This window comes from Kitasatospora saccharophila (assembly GCF_039529925.1).
GTDB classification, from domain to species: domain Bacteria; phylum Actinomycetota; class Actinomycetes; order Streptomycetales; family Streptomycetaceae; genus Kitasatospora; species Kitasatospora saccharophila.
Map to the genome: position 1 here is coordinate 1 of NZ_BAAANS010000107.1, position 14,438 is coordinate 14,438.

At 69.8% G+C, this 14,438-nt stretch carries 13 protein-coding genes; 8 read left to right on the forward strand and 5 right to left on the reverse strand.

What is annotated here, in order from left to right; translation table 11 throughout:
• The first annotated feature begins 1,018 nt into the window (after positions 1-1,018).
• Genes ABD345_RS38420 through ABD345_RS38430 form a run of 3 tightly spaced genes read left to right on the forward strand, consistent with a single transcriptional unit; the run spans position 1,019 to position 2,561 of the window.
• A complete protein-coding gene (locus ABD345_RS38420; RefSeq protein WP_344559226.1) occupies positions 1,019-1,720 on the forward strand; it encodes a replication/maintenance protein RepL in 702 nt (233 codons plus the stop codon).
• On the forward strand, positions 1,714-2,121 hold the full coding sequence (locus tag ABD345_RS38425) for a hypothetical protein (protein ID WP_344559228.1): 408 nt from the start codon (positions 1,714-1,716) through the stop codon (positions 2,119-2,121). Before ABD345_RS38420 ends, ABD345_RS38425 begins: the two co-directional genes overlap by 7 nt.
• A gap of 53 nt (positions 2,122-2,174) precedes the next feature.
• On the forward strand, positions 2,175-2,561 hold the full coding sequence (locus ABD345_RS38430) for a hypothetical protein (protein ID WP_344559230.1): 387 nt from the start codon (positions 2,175-2,177) through the stop codon (positions 2,559-2,561).
• A gap of 182 nt (positions 2,562-2,743) precedes the next feature.
• Here the strand turns inward: ABD345_RS38430 and ABD345_RS38435 are convergent, their stop codons facing one another.
• Positions 2,744-3,202 (reverse strand): hypothetical protein, encoded by a 459-nt coding sequence (locus tag ABD345_RS38435; RefSeq protein WP_344559231.1) that lies wholly within the window; start codon positions 3,200-3,202, stop codon positions 2,744-2,746.
• Positions 3,203-3,288: 86 nt separating this feature from the next.
• Between ABD345_RS38435 and ABD345_RS38440 the strand changes: the two genes are divergently transcribed.
• Positions 3,289-4,185 carry a PIN domain-containing protein gene (locus ABD345_RS38440; protein WP_344559232.1) on the forward strand — a complete coding sequence of 299 codons (897 nt, stop codon included), beginning with the start codon at positions 3,289-3,291 and terminating at the stop codon, positions 4,183-4,185.
• Positions 4,186-4,222: 37 nt separating this feature from the next.
• Here the strand turns inward: ABD345_RS38440 and ABD345_RS38445 are convergent, their stop codons facing one another.
• The 4 genes from ABD345_RS38445 to ABD345_RS38460 form a co-directional block, all read right to left on the reverse strand.
• Positions 4,223-4,861, reverse strand: a complete 639-nt coding sequence (locus tag ABD345_RS38445) for a hypothetical protein (RefSeq protein ID WP_344559233.1) — start codon at positions 4,859-4,861, stop codon at positions 4,223-4,225.
• 567 nt (positions 4,862-5,428) lie between these two features.
• Positions 5,429-5,980 carry a helix-turn-helix domain-containing protein gene (locus ABD345_RS38450; protein WP_344559234.1) on the reverse strand — a complete coding sequence of 184 codons (552 nt, stop codon included), beginning with the start codon at positions 5,978-5,980 and terminating at the stop codon, positions 5,429-5,431.
• Positions 5,980-8,457, reverse strand: a complete 2,478-nt coding sequence (locus ABD345_RS38455) for a helix-turn-helix domain-containing protein (RefSeq protein ID WP_344559238.1) — start codon at positions 8,455-8,457, stop codon at positions 5,980-5,982. The genes ABD345_RS38450 and ABD345_RS38455 overlap by 1 nt, the downstream gene beginning before the upstream one ends.
• A gap of 5 nt (positions 8,458-8,462) precedes the next feature.
• Positions 8,463-9,083: a DNA-binding protein gene (locus ABD345_RS38460; protein ID WP_344559239.1), complete on the reverse strand. Its 621-nt coding sequence runs from the start codon at positions 9,081-9,083 to the stop codon at positions 8,463-8,465.
• A 325-nt stretch (positions 9,084-9,408) separates the two neighbouring features.
• Between ABD345_RS38460 and ABD345_RS38465 the strand changes: the two genes are divergently transcribed.
• From ABD345_RS38465 to ABD345_RS38480, 4 genes are all read left to right on the forward strand, one after another.
• Positions 9,409-10,884, forward strand: a complete 1,476-nt coding sequence (locus ABD345_RS38465) for an ATP-dependent nuclease (RefSeq protein ID WP_344559241.1) — start codon at positions 9,409-9,411, stop codon at positions 10,882-10,884.
• A gap of 259 nt (positions 10,885-11,143) precedes the next feature.
• Entirely contained in the window at positions 11,144-11,800 is a 657-nt protein-coding gene (locus ABD345_RS38470; RefSeq protein ID WP_344559242.1) for a TnsA-like heteromeric transposase endonuclease subunit, read from the forward strand.
• On the forward strand, positions 11,797-14,076 hold the full coding sequence (locus ABD345_RS38475; RefSeq protein ID WP_344559244.1) for a transposase: 2,280 nt from the start codon (positions 11,797-11,799) through the stop codon (positions 14,074-14,076). Before ABD345_RS38470 ends, ABD345_RS38475 begins: the two co-directional genes overlap by 4 nt.
• Positions 14,073-14,378, forward strand: a complete 306-nt coding sequence (locus ABD345_RS38480) for a hypothetical protein (RefSeq protein ID WP_344559246.1) — start codon at positions 14,073-14,075, stop codon at positions 14,376-14,378. The genes ABD345_RS38475 and ABD345_RS38480 overlap by 4 nt, the downstream gene beginning before the upstream one ends.
• Positions 14,379-14,438 lie beyond the last annotated feature (60 nt).

The following is a 14,438-nucleotide window of genomic DNA, read 5'->3' on the forward strand; positions in this document are numbered from 1 at the left end:
CCGACTGCCCGGCTTCGCCGGGCTGTTCGGGCTTCGCCTGTTCATGTGGCGGGTTTGGGTGGGTGGGGTCTGAGGTGGTGGGGGGTCAACTCCGCCGCTTCGCGCGGAGTTGATGGAGTGGGTTGGTGGGGCCTTCGACCCAGGGTCGCGGGATGGTTGAGAGTGCGTCACTCGTTGGAGTGGGGTAGGGGGCGGGCTTCGCCCGATGGCGTGCATCAAAAATTCTGCCCGCTAGACTCTGGAGCTGGGGCAGGGGCCTGGGTTGATTTTTCGGCCGCTAGAGATTCGCTCGGATAAATCCGGCGGAGTTCTTCCGTGAAGGTGCCGGGAAATGCGCATCCGACTCTACCTTGTCGGCTAATTTCGGGCGGGAGAAATGGACGTGATGTGAGCAGCAATAGGGGATCGGATGACGGCGAATTCAGCTGGGAACTGTCGCGCGCGGGTCGGGGGCCTTGGGGCGGTCTGGATGGCGCTGGGACTACGGCGGGGTACGGGGTGCCGATCCGGCGGGGGTGGGGTCCGGAGGAGCCCCCGCCGGCACTCCGCGCGGCTGGAAGCCACGCACGTCCGGCGGGAGGGCAGTTGACCCGCCGTCCGGTCCAGGTGGAGCGCAGCGGGCGCGGCACTGCCGGATCGGCCGCAGGCCGATGCTGCCGGACGGCGGGTAGGCCGCGTACGTGCCCCTGGGCGCGTGGTGGCGGGCGGTGGTGGCGGGGCCTCGCGCGCGTGCGTCTTACTGAAAAGAGGGGCCACCGTGGATTGTGGCTTTGACCTGGGGTTTTGCTGGAGGTTATGTGTTGGTTCTGGCACATTGACCTGCGGGTCTGTGCTGGGGCGAACACCGAGGGACCAGATTTGGCCACGCAAAGAGGGACAAAAACATTTGTGCTGCTCAGCCGGGGTGCCAGCGTCTCCCGCGTCGACGCTTGGTGTCGCACCCGACACAAGGGGGCCACGCCGACAGGGACAAAGTTCCCGGATTGCGGTGACAATCTCGGCTAGGGTGCCGGAGGACATGATCGGGACCGAGGAAGCGGAGCGCAGCGTGGCCCAGGCAAGGCGCGGCAAGGCCGGGGAGAGTCCCGAGCCGCCGCGGACGACGTCCTTGGCGGACAGCTTCGCCAAGGCGATGGAGCAGCGGCCCCCGAAGCCCGGCCGGCCGGTGCAGGCCGCGAAGGTGGACTGGGTCTACCGGGCCCCGCACCAGGTCTTCGGTCGTGAGGGCTACAGCCAGGTCAGCAACGACTTCCTCTCCGAGGTCCTGGCCGTGCTGATCGCCCGTCACGGCATGTCGCCCGCGCAGTCGGCGGTGCTGGTGTTCTGCATGGGCCGCCAGCGCAAGGGCCGGCTCAAGGCCACCCACGCGGCCATCGCGAAGCACCTGGGGATCGAGCGGGCGAACGTGACTCGGGCCCTGGGCACGCTGGAGGGCTGGCACATGCTCCAGCGCCGGTCGAACTCGGTGATCGTGGTGAACCCGCTGATCTGCTTCAAGGGCAACGGCGACGTCCAGGAGGAGACGCTGGCCCAGCTGCGCGCGGACGCTTCGGCCGCCCTGCGCCAGCACTTCCCGCAGATGCGAGACGATGAGATGAAGAAGGTGGCGGAGAAGGAGTTCCCGAACTTCGTCCCGCCGAAGCTCCCGCCGCCGCGCAGCAGGCAGCTGGCGTTCGGGGACGACAACGACGACCTGGTGGTGGAGGGACAGGCATGCTGATTCAGTCGCACCTCGCTATGGCGCAGCTGCACCGTCTGGGGCTCTCCAAGGCCGCCTACGACGTTCTGAGCGCCATGTCGGAGGTCCAGCACTCCGGGGGCGAGGTGAACGCCTCACAGGCCGAGCTGGCGGCTTCCGTGGGGCTGAGCAAGAACCGGACGTCCATCGCGGTGAACCAGCTCGTGGAGCGGCACGTCGTGCTGCGTCCCGAGGGCCGCTACCGCAGCTACAACATCCACCCGCTGTTCGCCAGCTACAACACCGTCGAGGAGATGGAGGCGGGGATCACTGACGCCTTGCAGGCCATCCAGGCCGGCGAATTGCCCGAGCCTGCCGCGCCCGCCGCTCCGGCCCCCATCCGGCACCTGACTGCGGTGCCCTCCCGGAAGAAGACCGCGTAGGAACTGAAGTCCGTGTCGGCGACAGGCTGACACTGCTGGATTGGAGTGGAGAGATGGGGGCGGAGTTGGAAGAGCGAGGCATCTGGAAGCGGGCAGGGGACCGCGTGGCCACGGGGCTGGCAGAGGGGCTCGTCGTCACGTTGGAGCAGGGCAAGGTGACCTTGGATCAGCGCAAGGTGACCCGCGAGATGGGGGAGGCGGTGTGGGAGAACCTGCCCCTGGTCCTGGAGGCGTTGTCGGACTTCGCGGACAAGGGGCGCGTGACTGCGCTCGCGCAGCTCGCCGCGGTGGCCGACAGCCCCGATCAGGAAGAGCAGGTTCGTCAGGAGAGTGCGGCGGCGGACTTGTTGAACGATGCCCGTGAGGCGAGGCACCTGAGGCAGTGGTTGTTGGAGGCTGGCCGCCGGTTGAGCGACGAACGGGTTGCTGACCTCATCTGACCCGCAGCACCCGACTCTGGCCGGTCCTCCCGCTCAGGAAGACGTACGGGCGGAGGCGATGTAGGGGTCGGTGTCGTCATCACAGGGTTGATCAGTTCGTTCTGCTCCGGCAGAACGAACTCGAGGTCCCGGTCGGGAACACCGCGCTCGGCGGTGTTCCCGACCGGGACCTGTCGCTGTGCCTACTCGGAGGCGGCGCGGGCCTCCATGAGGCGCTGGGCGTGCTGCTGGCGGGCGCCGAGGGCGTTGGACAGGTTGCGGAACAGCAGGGCCAGGCCGCGGTGGGCGCCGCTCCCGCATGCCTGCGCACAGCCGTCGCACCGCGAACCCGCGGCAGGACAGGCGGCCGGGCAGGGGTGCCGGCGCTCGGCCTCCTCGAGGACCGGCGCGGGCAGCCGGGAGGCCGCTCGGACGGCGGGGTCGGCGTAGCAGCCGGTGCTGTTCAGGAAGGCCGTGGTGAGCCAGCTCTGGACGTCCAGGGCGGTGCGGTGGCCCGTGCGGGCGAGGACGTCCAGGAGGCGTTCGTCGCCGGGCTCGGGGGCGAGGTCGTTCAGCCGGCGGTGGTCGATCAGGCGCTGGATCTGGCGGCGGCGGCGCCCGTACGCGCCAGGTGCCGGGCTGGAGTTGGTGTGATCGGTCATCGGGCCAGGGTTCAACCGCTGGCCTGTGGACAGCGATCACGCAAAACGGGGTGCTGGGTGTCGGAGCCGTCGGACATCATCAGGGGATGTCGAACCGCAAGCCGCTCCCGCCGACGTACAGCGACCGCCTCCTGGAACAACTGGCTGCGATCGAGGAGGACTTCGTCGCCGTCCTCGAAGCGTCGACCATCCTCTACGTGAACCCCAACCGATCGGGCAGCGGAGTCTTCTTCGTGGGTGCCGCGGACTGGGGCTGGGGGCCGAGCACTCCCGAGGTCGAGCGCCAGCGGGTGGGCCTGCTCGGCCGGCTCCGGGACTGGGAACCGCGTTTCCGGCTCCTGTTCCCCCACCCGACCCCGGAGACCGCCAAGAAGCTCGACAAGAGCCTCAAGCTCCTACGGAACTGGCTGGTCCGCTCGGGGAAGACCACCGACCACTCCGTGCCGCAGTACATCCCCCAGGCCGTCGACAAGCTGCACGCCGCCGTGGCGCAGCTGCGCGGTCTGACCGAACTGCTGCCGGAGGACGAGTGGCCGGTGCGGTTGGTGGTGGACACCAACGCGCTGATCGACAACCCAGACCTGGCCGCGTACACGGCCGAGGCCAGCCAGCGGTACATGGCGCACCTGCTGCCGGTGGTGCTGCGGGAGATCGACGACCACAAGCGGGGCGGCCGGACGCCGGAGCTGCGGGAAGCGGCGAAGAAGGCGGACCGGCGGCTCAAGGGGCTGCGCAGCAACGGCGGGGACGTGACCCGCGGCGTCCGGGTCGCCGGCGGCGTGCACGCGGTCTTCGAGCACATCGAGCCGAAGTCGGACGCCCTGCCCGCCTGGCTGGACCTGGACGTCCCGGATGACCGGTTCGTGGCCTCCACCCTGCTGCTGCAGTCCCGTCACCCCGGCTCGGCCTGGTACGTGGTCACCAGCGACCTCAACCTGCAGACCAAGCTGGCCGCCGTCTCGCTGCCCTTCATCGAGCCCTGACCAGCGCGGACTTTCCGCCCCTCGCGCCGGGGTGCGTTCAGCGCTGGCCGAGCCCGTCGATCAGCTTGGCGAGGTTGCGGATAGCCCGGCTGGAAGCGCCCCGGGCAGCCAGAGCGCCCAGGACGGCCTCGGGGTCGAGCCCCTCCGAGTTGGCCAGGTCCTGGAGGATGTGCAGGGCCTGCTGCTTGCCGAACGGGTCGCCGAAGCCGTTGTTCTTGTAGAAGGCCAACCGGTCGATGGCCTTGGCGAATCCGGGACCGGCCTCCTCCGACCGCTCGTCGGGTCTGGTCAAGTCGATGGCCCCGAGCGCGTTCGCCCAGCCCCGGAGCGCGAAGCCCTGGGCGCTCTCCACGACGGCCAACGACGACCCGCGAGCGAGACGCATGGCGAAGTCGAGGGTCTTCTCGTCGGGCACGTACGCCAGCACGGGCCCGATGCCGCGTCCGACACGATCGCGGGAAGCAGCTGGAGTCGTCACGGTGTGCTCGGCTGCGAAGGAGCGCAACGACGGGACCGACTCGTGCGCACCGTCGGCGTTGAGGACGAGAACGCCGGATGCCCCCTGCTCAGCACACTCCCGCCGTATCCAGGACACAGCCAGGTCGGCTGCCAGCTCCCAATCCCTCTCGGGATCGTCGTCTGGTACCCAGGCCGCCCGCACGGTGCTGATCGCCACGGTCGACTCCTCTCTCCTCTTCCGGCACAGGCCGCGAACGCGCGGCCTGGCCGATCACACTACGGTCCATCTCGGACAAGTCGCTTTTCGCAGCTGCTGGTTGGAGCTGGTGAGACGGCCCTCGGGACGCGCCCGGCGCGCCGAAGCTGGCGGTCCGGGAGACCTCCGAAACGGCGAACAGGCCCGGCTCCTGGACGACGGTGGCGGAGGAGAATCCGGCGGCGCAATGTCCGCTCCGAGGAATTCCTTTCAGTGGCCGGTCCGCTCCAGAACATGGCCGAGTGGAATTCTTCTAAAGCTTGTGAATTCCGTCGTGCGGCTCGGGATCTGCTCCGCGCCGGAGTAGAACCGGTGGTTCCTTCGGCCTGAAATTCTGTGGATTCGTCGGCTCGCAGGTGCCTTCAGCCGGTCGCAAGATCAGTTAAGGACGGGCGGGTCCGCCGTGGAAGTGGAGCGCCGAAGCCTAGGGAGGAGCGGCAAGGTTTCAATCAACTGCCGCTAACTGCAACAGAGTTGGCGAAAAAATGCCTCGGGGCGGCCCTGGTGCAGGCCGTCCCGAGGACGATGTCAGTTCAAGTCGAAGTCGTCGACGTCGTAATCGAAGTCCTCGCCCCGGAAGCCGCCGTAGGAGCCGCCGTTGAAGTACTCGGCCAGGGCCTCGCCGATGATCTCGCGGACCTCGCCTTCGTCCTGAGCGAGAGCGAGGGCGGCGGCCTGGTCGCCGGTGAGGCCAAGGTGGATGTCTCGGGCCCGGACGGCGTCCGATCCCTGGATCTCGAAGGTGTGCGCGCGGCCGACCCTGACGGTGATCCCGGAGTGCGAGCCGAGCTTGGCCAACTGCTTGGCCTTGCGCTCGCGGCCCAGCCCGGTGGTCTGCACGTCGACTGCGTCCAGGCGCAGCTTCTCGCGGTGCGGGCCTGCCGGGTGGCGAGTGCCGTCGACCCAGCGCGAGATGGTGCGGGCGGAGACACCGTAGGCGGCGGCCATGGCCTTGGTACTGCCGCCGTACTTGCGCTCCCTCACCTGCCCGGCCTGAGTTTTGGTCTTCGCGGGGGCCTTCCTGCTGGGGAACAGCGACTCGCGGACCTTCCCGAACAGGCCCCTAAATCCGCCGGCCATCAGCTCTCACCTTTCTTCTGCTCGTCGGTACTCTCGGACTCCATGGCGGTGCTGGTCTGGATCGGGGTGCCGTCGGTCGCGTACTGGTGGGTCAGCCGGGAGGGGTGTTCGCGGCGCTCCATCGCCTCCACCGCCTCCTGCAGCGGGATCGACGACTCGTGCTTGTGCGAGCCGGGCGCGATGCCCAGGCGCAGCGCGCCCGGCACCGGGGAGCCGTCGTCCTTCACCGGCAGGAGCTCGATCGGGGACGGGGCGTCGGCGGCGTAGAGGTAGGAGTCGACGTTCACCGCGAACGGGGCCCGGCCGGTGAGCAGGTAGGTCTTGCGCAGGCGGCGGTGGGCGGCGATGCGGGCGGCGGCGATGATGTGGAAGCGGATCTCCGGCCGGTACGACCACGACCCGGCGACCTTCTCCAGCCACTGCTCGTCGTCGAGGTGGCGGGCGGAGTCGGACCACTTCCCGATCCCGCCCTTGTAGATGTTCTTGTACAGGGAGCCCAGCGTCAGGGCGTCGGCGCGTACCGCGTCGGTGCCGGCCTCCTTGTGGACCGCGTACGCGGCGAGGAACTCCTGCGGGCCCTGGCCGTCGATGAGGCCGAGGTCGGCGTAGACCCGCTTGTAGCCGCCCCGCACCCGGGTCGTCCACTCCTTGAGCAGCGGCGCGGTGTGCGTGGACAGGTACGCCTCGGTGATGGTGGCCGGGTCGAAGCCGTAGGTGGAGGCCATGTAGGCGACCGTGGGGGTGGCGTACCAGCCGGGCCCGGTCGGCGGGCGGCCGTGGAAGGTGGCGGGGTGCGGCAGCAGCTCGTCCACCTCGACGCCGGTGAAGTCGCACAGCCACAGGCCCGCGGTCTTGCCCTTGCCCCAGGCCGGGTGGGTGACGTGCTCGAGCTCGCCGATCGGCAGCGGCAGGGAGTCGGTGACGGACAGGTAGGACGCGCATACGTCGACCGCGACCGCGAACCGGCGCCCGGCCTCGTCGTCGGTGAGCTGCCGGGCCCACCACTTGTAGTCCTCCTCCTCGCACACCGCCCGGCCCTTGGACAGCAGTTCGCGGGTGAGGGGGTGCCGGGCGCCGGCCGCGATCGGCACGCACCGGTCTCCGGCAGGGAGCGCGCCCTCGCGCAGGTGCGAGGTCCACTCCCCCGTCGCCTCGTCCTTCACCCACTCCACCCGCGGGCGGACCGCGTCCAGGAGCAGCATCGCGGTGGAGGCGGTGGTGGCGCCCGGGGCGACGCCGAGGTCGGCGATGAAGGCCCGGTAGCGGCGGGCGAACGTCGCCCCGTCCCGCGCGCGGTCGGGGGCGGTGGCGAGCGGCGCGGCGAGCGCGCTGACGGCCTGCTGCCGGGCGTCGCCCTGCCCCAGCCACGGCGCGACGGTCACCTGCAGCGAGGTCTTCGGCCCGCCCGCCGACCCGGCGCGGCGGAACGCCCGGAAGACCGGCCCGACGTTCTCGCTGATCTCCATGCCCACGGCTGCGGCGGCCTTCGCCAGCTTCGCCCGCAGCGCGTTCAGCGCCTTGTCGGCGGCGGGCAGGGCGGCGGGCAAGCCGAGCTGCTTGAGCGCGGCGGCGGTCAGGCACACCGCGCCGTCCCCGCCGCGGCCCTGCGGGTGGGCGCGCTCGACGCGCAGCGGCAGCCCGGTGCCCAGCCACGCGAACAAGTCGCCGAGCTTCGGCCCGGCCGGGACCGGGAAGCCCGGCGCGTCCAGCACCCAGGCGCCGTCCGGGTCTGCGTCCAGCGCCACCACCGGCACCCACCGGGACGCGGTCGGCGCGGCTGCGGGGGCCGGACCGGCGGTGCGCGGCGCGGCCGGGCGGCCCTGGACACGAGCCGAAGCCGATGCCGAACGCTGTCCGGACCGCGTCGGAGCGGCAGCCGCAGCCGGCGCGGGGCGGGACGGCGAAGCGGCGGTCTGAGCCGGAGCCGGGGCGGGCAGGGCCGGTTCGACGGGGGCGGCCTGGGCGGCCGGTACGTCGGCCACCGGGGCGGCGGCCGCAGGCGCCTGCTGCTCGACCTCCGCCTCGGTCGGAGCGGGAGTAGGGGCGGCGGGGCGGCAGAGGCCGCCGAGGTGCATCGGGCGGCCCTGGACGCGGTAGATCGCGGGCTGTCCGCACTGCACGCACGGCTCGGCCGGGCCCGTCACCAGCGAACCGTCCGGGTGCTGGTCCAGCACCGTCCCCTGCACCGGCGCGACGAACGCCGCCGGGGCGGGCGCGGCGGGCTGCTCAGGGGCGGGGAAGCGGGCGGCCAGGCCCTCCAGCAGGCGCATGTAGGCCGGGGCAACGTCCGGGCCCGGGTGGGCGCTGCCATCCTCCCACTGCGCCACCAGCGCGGAGTTCACGCGCAGCGCCGCAGCGATCTGCGCGGGCGTCAGAGCGGCCGCCAGGCGCAGCCGCTTGCGCTCCGCCGGGGCCGGAAGTCCGGTGCTCACGGCGGCGAGCAGCGCGTCCACGGACTCGAACAGCTCGTCTGACATCTGGCTTACTCCTCCTCGTCGGTGGCGTTGGTGGTCGGTCGGGTGGGGACGTAGGCGATCGGGCCGCTGGAGACGGACGGCAGGCGGGTGCCGAGCAGCAGCTCCGCCAGGCGGGCGTCGTCCGCGCCGGTCGGGTCGGCGGCGTTGGCGGGGGTGGTGAGGTCGGTCAGGTAGCCAGCCAGGCGCGCGGCCGGGAAGCGGAAGCGGGCGGTGGTGCCGACCGCGCCGTCCGACTCCCACTCGTCCAGGCCGGTCAGCACGGCGACGACGAAGCCGGCCACCGTCACCGGCAGGACTCCGCCTGCGGCGACTCGGGCCGGATCGCATCGCCACCAACCCGACAGCGCGGCCAGCAGCTGGTCCTGGTCCAGGTCGGTGCCGAAGCCGATCCACTCCCTCTCCGGCTCCTCGACCCGGGCCGGGGCGGACACGCGCAGCACCGCGACCTCGGATGCGCCGAGTGCGGTGAGGTCCGCGGCGGGCCGGGCGGCCAGTTGCTGGAGCGCGGCCAGCGGAAACACCTGCCGACCCTTGTCGAGAACGCCGGGCACCACACCGGTGGACATCAGCTTCTTCACCGTGGGGATCGAGCACTCCAGGGCCGATGCGGCCTGACCCGTCGTCACGAACACACCCACAACCTCCACGTCTATCGAACTAGCTAGAAGAACTAGGAGAACTCTACGCCTCCCCTGCGACACTGTCCATGTCTTTCGAGTAAGTCCTACCAACGTATCCGGTGGCCGATGGAGGGCGGGTTCGTCCTCGGCCCTGTGACTGTCAGCGATAGTTGGCGGATGTCAGTGCTAGCTGGCGATCGCGGCGCCAGTCACCGCCAGTGACGATCCACCTGTTTGTGTGAAGCGTCGAACCAACGCCGGTTGGCATGTCAGCATTGGGGATCGGACTACCGCCCACCCCCTCGATCCCGGGTTGGCCAAGGAGACGCGCGTGTACACCGCCTCGGATCGCAAGATCCCGACCCTCAATGCCCTGGCTGACGCCTGGAACTCGCGCACACCCGGCAAGGACTGGCCATTGTTCCTGGAGAGGGTCCAGATCGACGGGTTGCGAGGATGGGTCGGCGAGGGGGTTGACTTCAGGTTCCCCGTCGTTGCCATTGCAGGCGAGAACGGCGCCGGGAAAAGTACCGTATTGAAGGTTGCCGCAGCCGCCTACGAGGCCAGCCAGAAGGACGGGCACACTTTTTATCCCGACGACTTCTTCCCGAGCACCATTTGGGAAAGTGTCGCCGGAGTGACGCTAACCTATCAAATTCGACAGGGCACGTCCGTAATTCCCGCCAGGCTGGGGAAAGTGACCAGTCGCTGGCGCGGAATGCCGGACCGGCCTCAGCGGCCTTTGTATTTTCTGGATATCAGCCGAACGCAGCCGATCAACACGCAGATCGGCTACGGAAAGGCCGCCACTCGCGCGAACTTCACGGGCCAGATCACGCCATTCGGCGACGATGACCGCAAGCTCCTGGGGCGGGTTCTGAATAAGCCGATCAAGGCTGGCGGGATGGCGGTCTACCAGAACAAGCAAGTGGGCGTACTGGACACCGGAAACGGAACCTACTCGAACTTTCATCAGGGAGCAGGAGAAGACGCAACGGCCGATCTGGTCGACCTGCTTCGATTGGCCCCCAGGAATTCTCTGATCATCATTGACGAAGTCGAGTCTTCTCTACACCCCCGGGCCCAGCGGCGCCTCATGGTGGAACTTTTTGACATTGCCAGAACCCGGGGGATTCAGTTCATTCTGTCCACCCACTCTCAGGTGATCCTTGAGCAACTCCCCACCGAAGCGCGCGTATACATTCAGGCTCAGCACGGCGGCGGGCGGAGCGTGCTCTATGGCGTCTCAAGTGATTTCGCCATGTCCCTGATGGATGACGTCCACCACCCTGACCTCGTTCTTTTCTGTGAGGATGCCAAGGCTGGCACTCTCATCGACGCCTTGATCAGAAACGAGGATGCAGACCTGATCCGCAGGGTCCAGATTCTGGCCGCAGGACCCGCATCCACTGTGTCCACGTTGGGTGACCTCTCATTCAAGAAGCGCTTTCCGGTGCGAGCCATAGGAATTCTTGACGCAGACCAGAAGCCAGCGGACGGCTGCATTTGCCTTCCTGGCAGCAAGGCTCCCGAGAAGGAGCTTTTCGAATCTTTCAGTGATCCCAATTGGGAAAAGGTCGCGGAGCGTCTGGAGATCCGTGTTGGCGACCTTCTGCAAGCCGCAGAGAACGCACAACAGGTAGGAAACCATCACGCCTGGGTCCAGCGCACGGCCGAGCAGCTTGGCCCGCGCATGCGAACAGACCACCTGTGGGACGCGATGGCCGCGGTCTGGGCAAGGGAGTCCGTTGATCCGGCCAGTCGCGCAGAGTTCGTGGCGGCAATTCGCAACAGCCTGACCGACTGATCATCTTCTGTCATATTCGCGCACTTTAGAAGATCTCGCGCATCTGTACATATAGACGCGCTTACCTATGTGCATGCACGCTGGCAGGGGTTCGATTCGCTCGGATACATGCGGCCTCGATGCACTTTTCGTGCCACACGCGGACCGCACGGCGGCCCGGCCCCGGTTGCTGCTTGGTAGCGGCCGGGCCAGTCGGTGGGCGACGTCGTGGACGATTGGCGGCGATCAAGTCGTCTGGCCGGTTCGGGACTTGGCGTCGGTGGCGGTGCTGTCGTCGCAGCCCGTGCGGCGGTTTACGTGGCTGCCGCGGCAGTTGCATCGACCGGGCCTGGAGTTCCTGGTGTCGACCGGGCGGATGCACGGCTTCGAGTCGCTGGAAGAGCGGTCCCTGCTGCTGGCGCTGGACTTCGTCGGGGTGACGGAGGTGCTGCCGCAGCCGTTCCGGTTGGACTTCGAGCACGTTGGCGGGCGGTCGGTGCACGTTCCGGACTTCCTGGCGGTGATGCCGGACGGCGGGCGGTGGGTGCTGGATGTCCGGCCTGCCAACCTGATTCGGGATGACGACTTGGTGAAGTTCGCCGCGACGAGGGAGGCCGCGGCGAGCGCCGGGTGGCGCTACAGCGTGGTGGCGGGGTGGCGGCGGCACGTGCTGAGCGTGGTGGACGCGCTGTCGGCCCGACGGCGTCAGCGCTCGGACCGGCTCGGGCTGCAACCGCTGCTGCTGGAGCGGGCCGCGAAAGGGCCGTTGCGGTTCGGCGACCTGGTCGATTCGACTCCCTGGCCGCTTCCGGCCCGGGCGGAGGCGGTCCATCTGCTCTGGCACCGCCGTCTCGGCGTCGACTTGGGGCGGCCGTTGGGCGACGACTCGCTGGTATGGGCTGGCGGCGGTTCGGCGGCTGCGGGAGACGGGTCGTGACCCGCGGCGTCCTGGTCCTGGCACCAGGGTCGGCCGTCGAGGTCGACGGGGCCGAGTGGACGGTCGAGGCGGTGGAACCGCAGGTCGGCCGCATCGTGCTGGTCGGCGCGGGCGGGGAACGCAAGCGCCGGTCGCTGCGCTGGCTGGTCAACCATCCGGGCATCCGGCCTGTCCGCCCTCCCGGGCCGGCGCCGGTTCGCAGCAGCCGGCAGGACGTCGTTCTGAGCGACCTGACCGAGGAACAGCTGCTTCGCGCCCGGATCAGGGCCGAGCACGTTCTGGAGGCCGAGACCGGGTTCCGGGCCGGGCACCCGTCGCGGGCCCTGCCGGGCGAGCCCCGACCCGCCTACGCCCCGGAGAAGACGTCGGTGGGCGAGCGGCGCCGGGCCAAGGCCGCCGAGGTCGCCGCGATGCCGGCCGTCGAGGCCGCCGCCTTGGGCATCCGGTTCATGAGCGAGCGGACGCTGGAACGCCTGGCCGGGAAGAGCGGCCGGGAACTGGTGCTGGCCTGCGCCGACGGCCGGTGGACCCGGACCGGGGGCGGGCATCCGAGCGTCACGGCGGAGATCCGGGAAGGGATCTTCGCGGTCCGACAGGAGTCGCTGCGGCGATCACGGATGACCATGGCAGCGAGGCACCGGCTGCTGCACCAGTACGTCAGCGAGGTGTTCCCCGACTTCCCGCTGGAGGACGTCCCGTCCCGGAACACGTTCGTCGCGGTCTGGCGGGAGTGGTTCGGCCCGGACGGAGCGCGCCAGCGCTACGTCCGCACGGCAGAGACTGCGGAGACCGGGCAGCGGGTGGTGGTGCACCGGCCGGGCCAGGTCGTCGCCTTGGACTCGACGCCGCTGCCGGTGAAGGTCCGCGAGTCGGTGTTCGGCGAGCCGGTGTCGGTGGTGCTCTCGATCGCGCTGGACCTCTACACGCACTCGCTGGTCGCGTTCCGGCTCACCCTGGTGTCGGACACCTCGGTGGATATCGCGATGCTGCTGCGGGACGTGATGCTGCCGCTGCCGATGCGCGAGGGCTGGGGCGAGGAGATGGAGTGGCCCTACCCAGGCGTCCCGGCCTCCGTGATCGCGGAGTTCGCGGGCCACCGGGTCGCCGCGCTGCCGTTCTTCGCGCCGGAGACGGTGACCACCGACCACGGCGGCCCCTACAAGAGCCACCATCTGGTCGACGCCCACCAGGTCCTGGGCTGCAACATCCTGCCGGCCCGCGCTCTGCGGGCGAGCGACAAGTTCGCCGTCGAGCGGGCGTTTTCCTCGATCAAGACGCTGCTGCTGGAGCACCTGCTGGGTTTCACCGGCACCGACGTCGCCGACCGGGGCGCCGATCCGGAGGCGGACGCGCTGCTGACGATGTCGCAGATGGAGCACGTGATCGCGACCTGGATCGTCAAGGTCTGGCAGAACCGCGTGCTGGGCGAGTACGCGCCGGCCTGGGGCCCGGGCGAGGAGCACAGCCCGAACTCGCTGTTCGCGGCTGCCGCCATGCAGGGCGGGATCGACCTGGAGATCCCTACCCCCGAGCTCTACTACCAGCTGCTGCGGGGCCACCACGTCAAGATCCACCAGGGCCGCGGGGTCAAGATCCTCGGGCTCTACTACCACCACCCGGTGCTGGAGGAGGACCGCTTCCGCGGCCCGTCCGCACGAGGCGGCCGGCACAAGGGTCGGTGGCTGGTCCGCTCGGACCGGCGCGACCGCCGGTCCGTGTTCTTCGAGGACCCAGACGAGCCGGGCCGCTGGCACGTCCTGCGCTGGACCGGTCTGCCGCCCGAGGACGAGGTCCCCGCGTTCTCCGACGCGACCGCTACCACTCTGCTGGCAGAGGTCCGCACCCGCGGGATCTCCCCGCGCACCGACGCCGAACTGCTGCCCGTCCTGCTGGAGATCCTCGGTTCGGCGATCCCGGTCGAGCAGTGGCCGACCCGGATGACCAAACGCGAGAAGACCGGCCGCTCGCGCCGCACCGCTCAGGCTGCGGCCGCCGCAACCGACCGGCCCGCATCGGCATCGGCACCGGCACCGGCACCGGCACCGGCACCGGCACCGGCACCGGCACCGGCGAAGCCTCTCGCGGACAACGTGGTGGCTTGGCCGGTCGAGGCGGCGGCGGTCGACGCCGCAGTCGATGCCGGGCGCCGCCGGCTGCGGGAGGCGAGCGTCGTCCGCGCTCCCGCCCCGCCCCCGCGGCTGGGCGACAGCCTGCGGCGGCGCCGCCTGTTCGCTCTGCCGTCCGACGACGACTCCGAGGCAAGGGAGAGTTCGTGAGCGACTCCACCGGGCAGGCGCATCCGCTCGGCGCGATCCTGGCCGGCAAGCCGCCACGGCGCGACACCTTCGCCGGCTGGCAGCACTACCGGGCCAACCGTCGGGCGTTCGTCCCCGCGCCGGTGCTGACGCTGGAGCAGTGGCAGGCCCTGAGCCCCCGCCGGCAGGTCCTGCACGATCTGCACCGGACGGCGACGCACGTCAACCTGCCGCTGCAGGAGACCCCGATGGCGTTGAAGATCTCGCGGCTGCTGTCCCGGCGGATACTAGTGCCGCATCAGGCAACGTTTGCCCCGTTGTGACGTGTCGCCCGATTGCTGTGCTGGGCGGCACCGGACCGTCAGAATGATCACGTGGCTGAA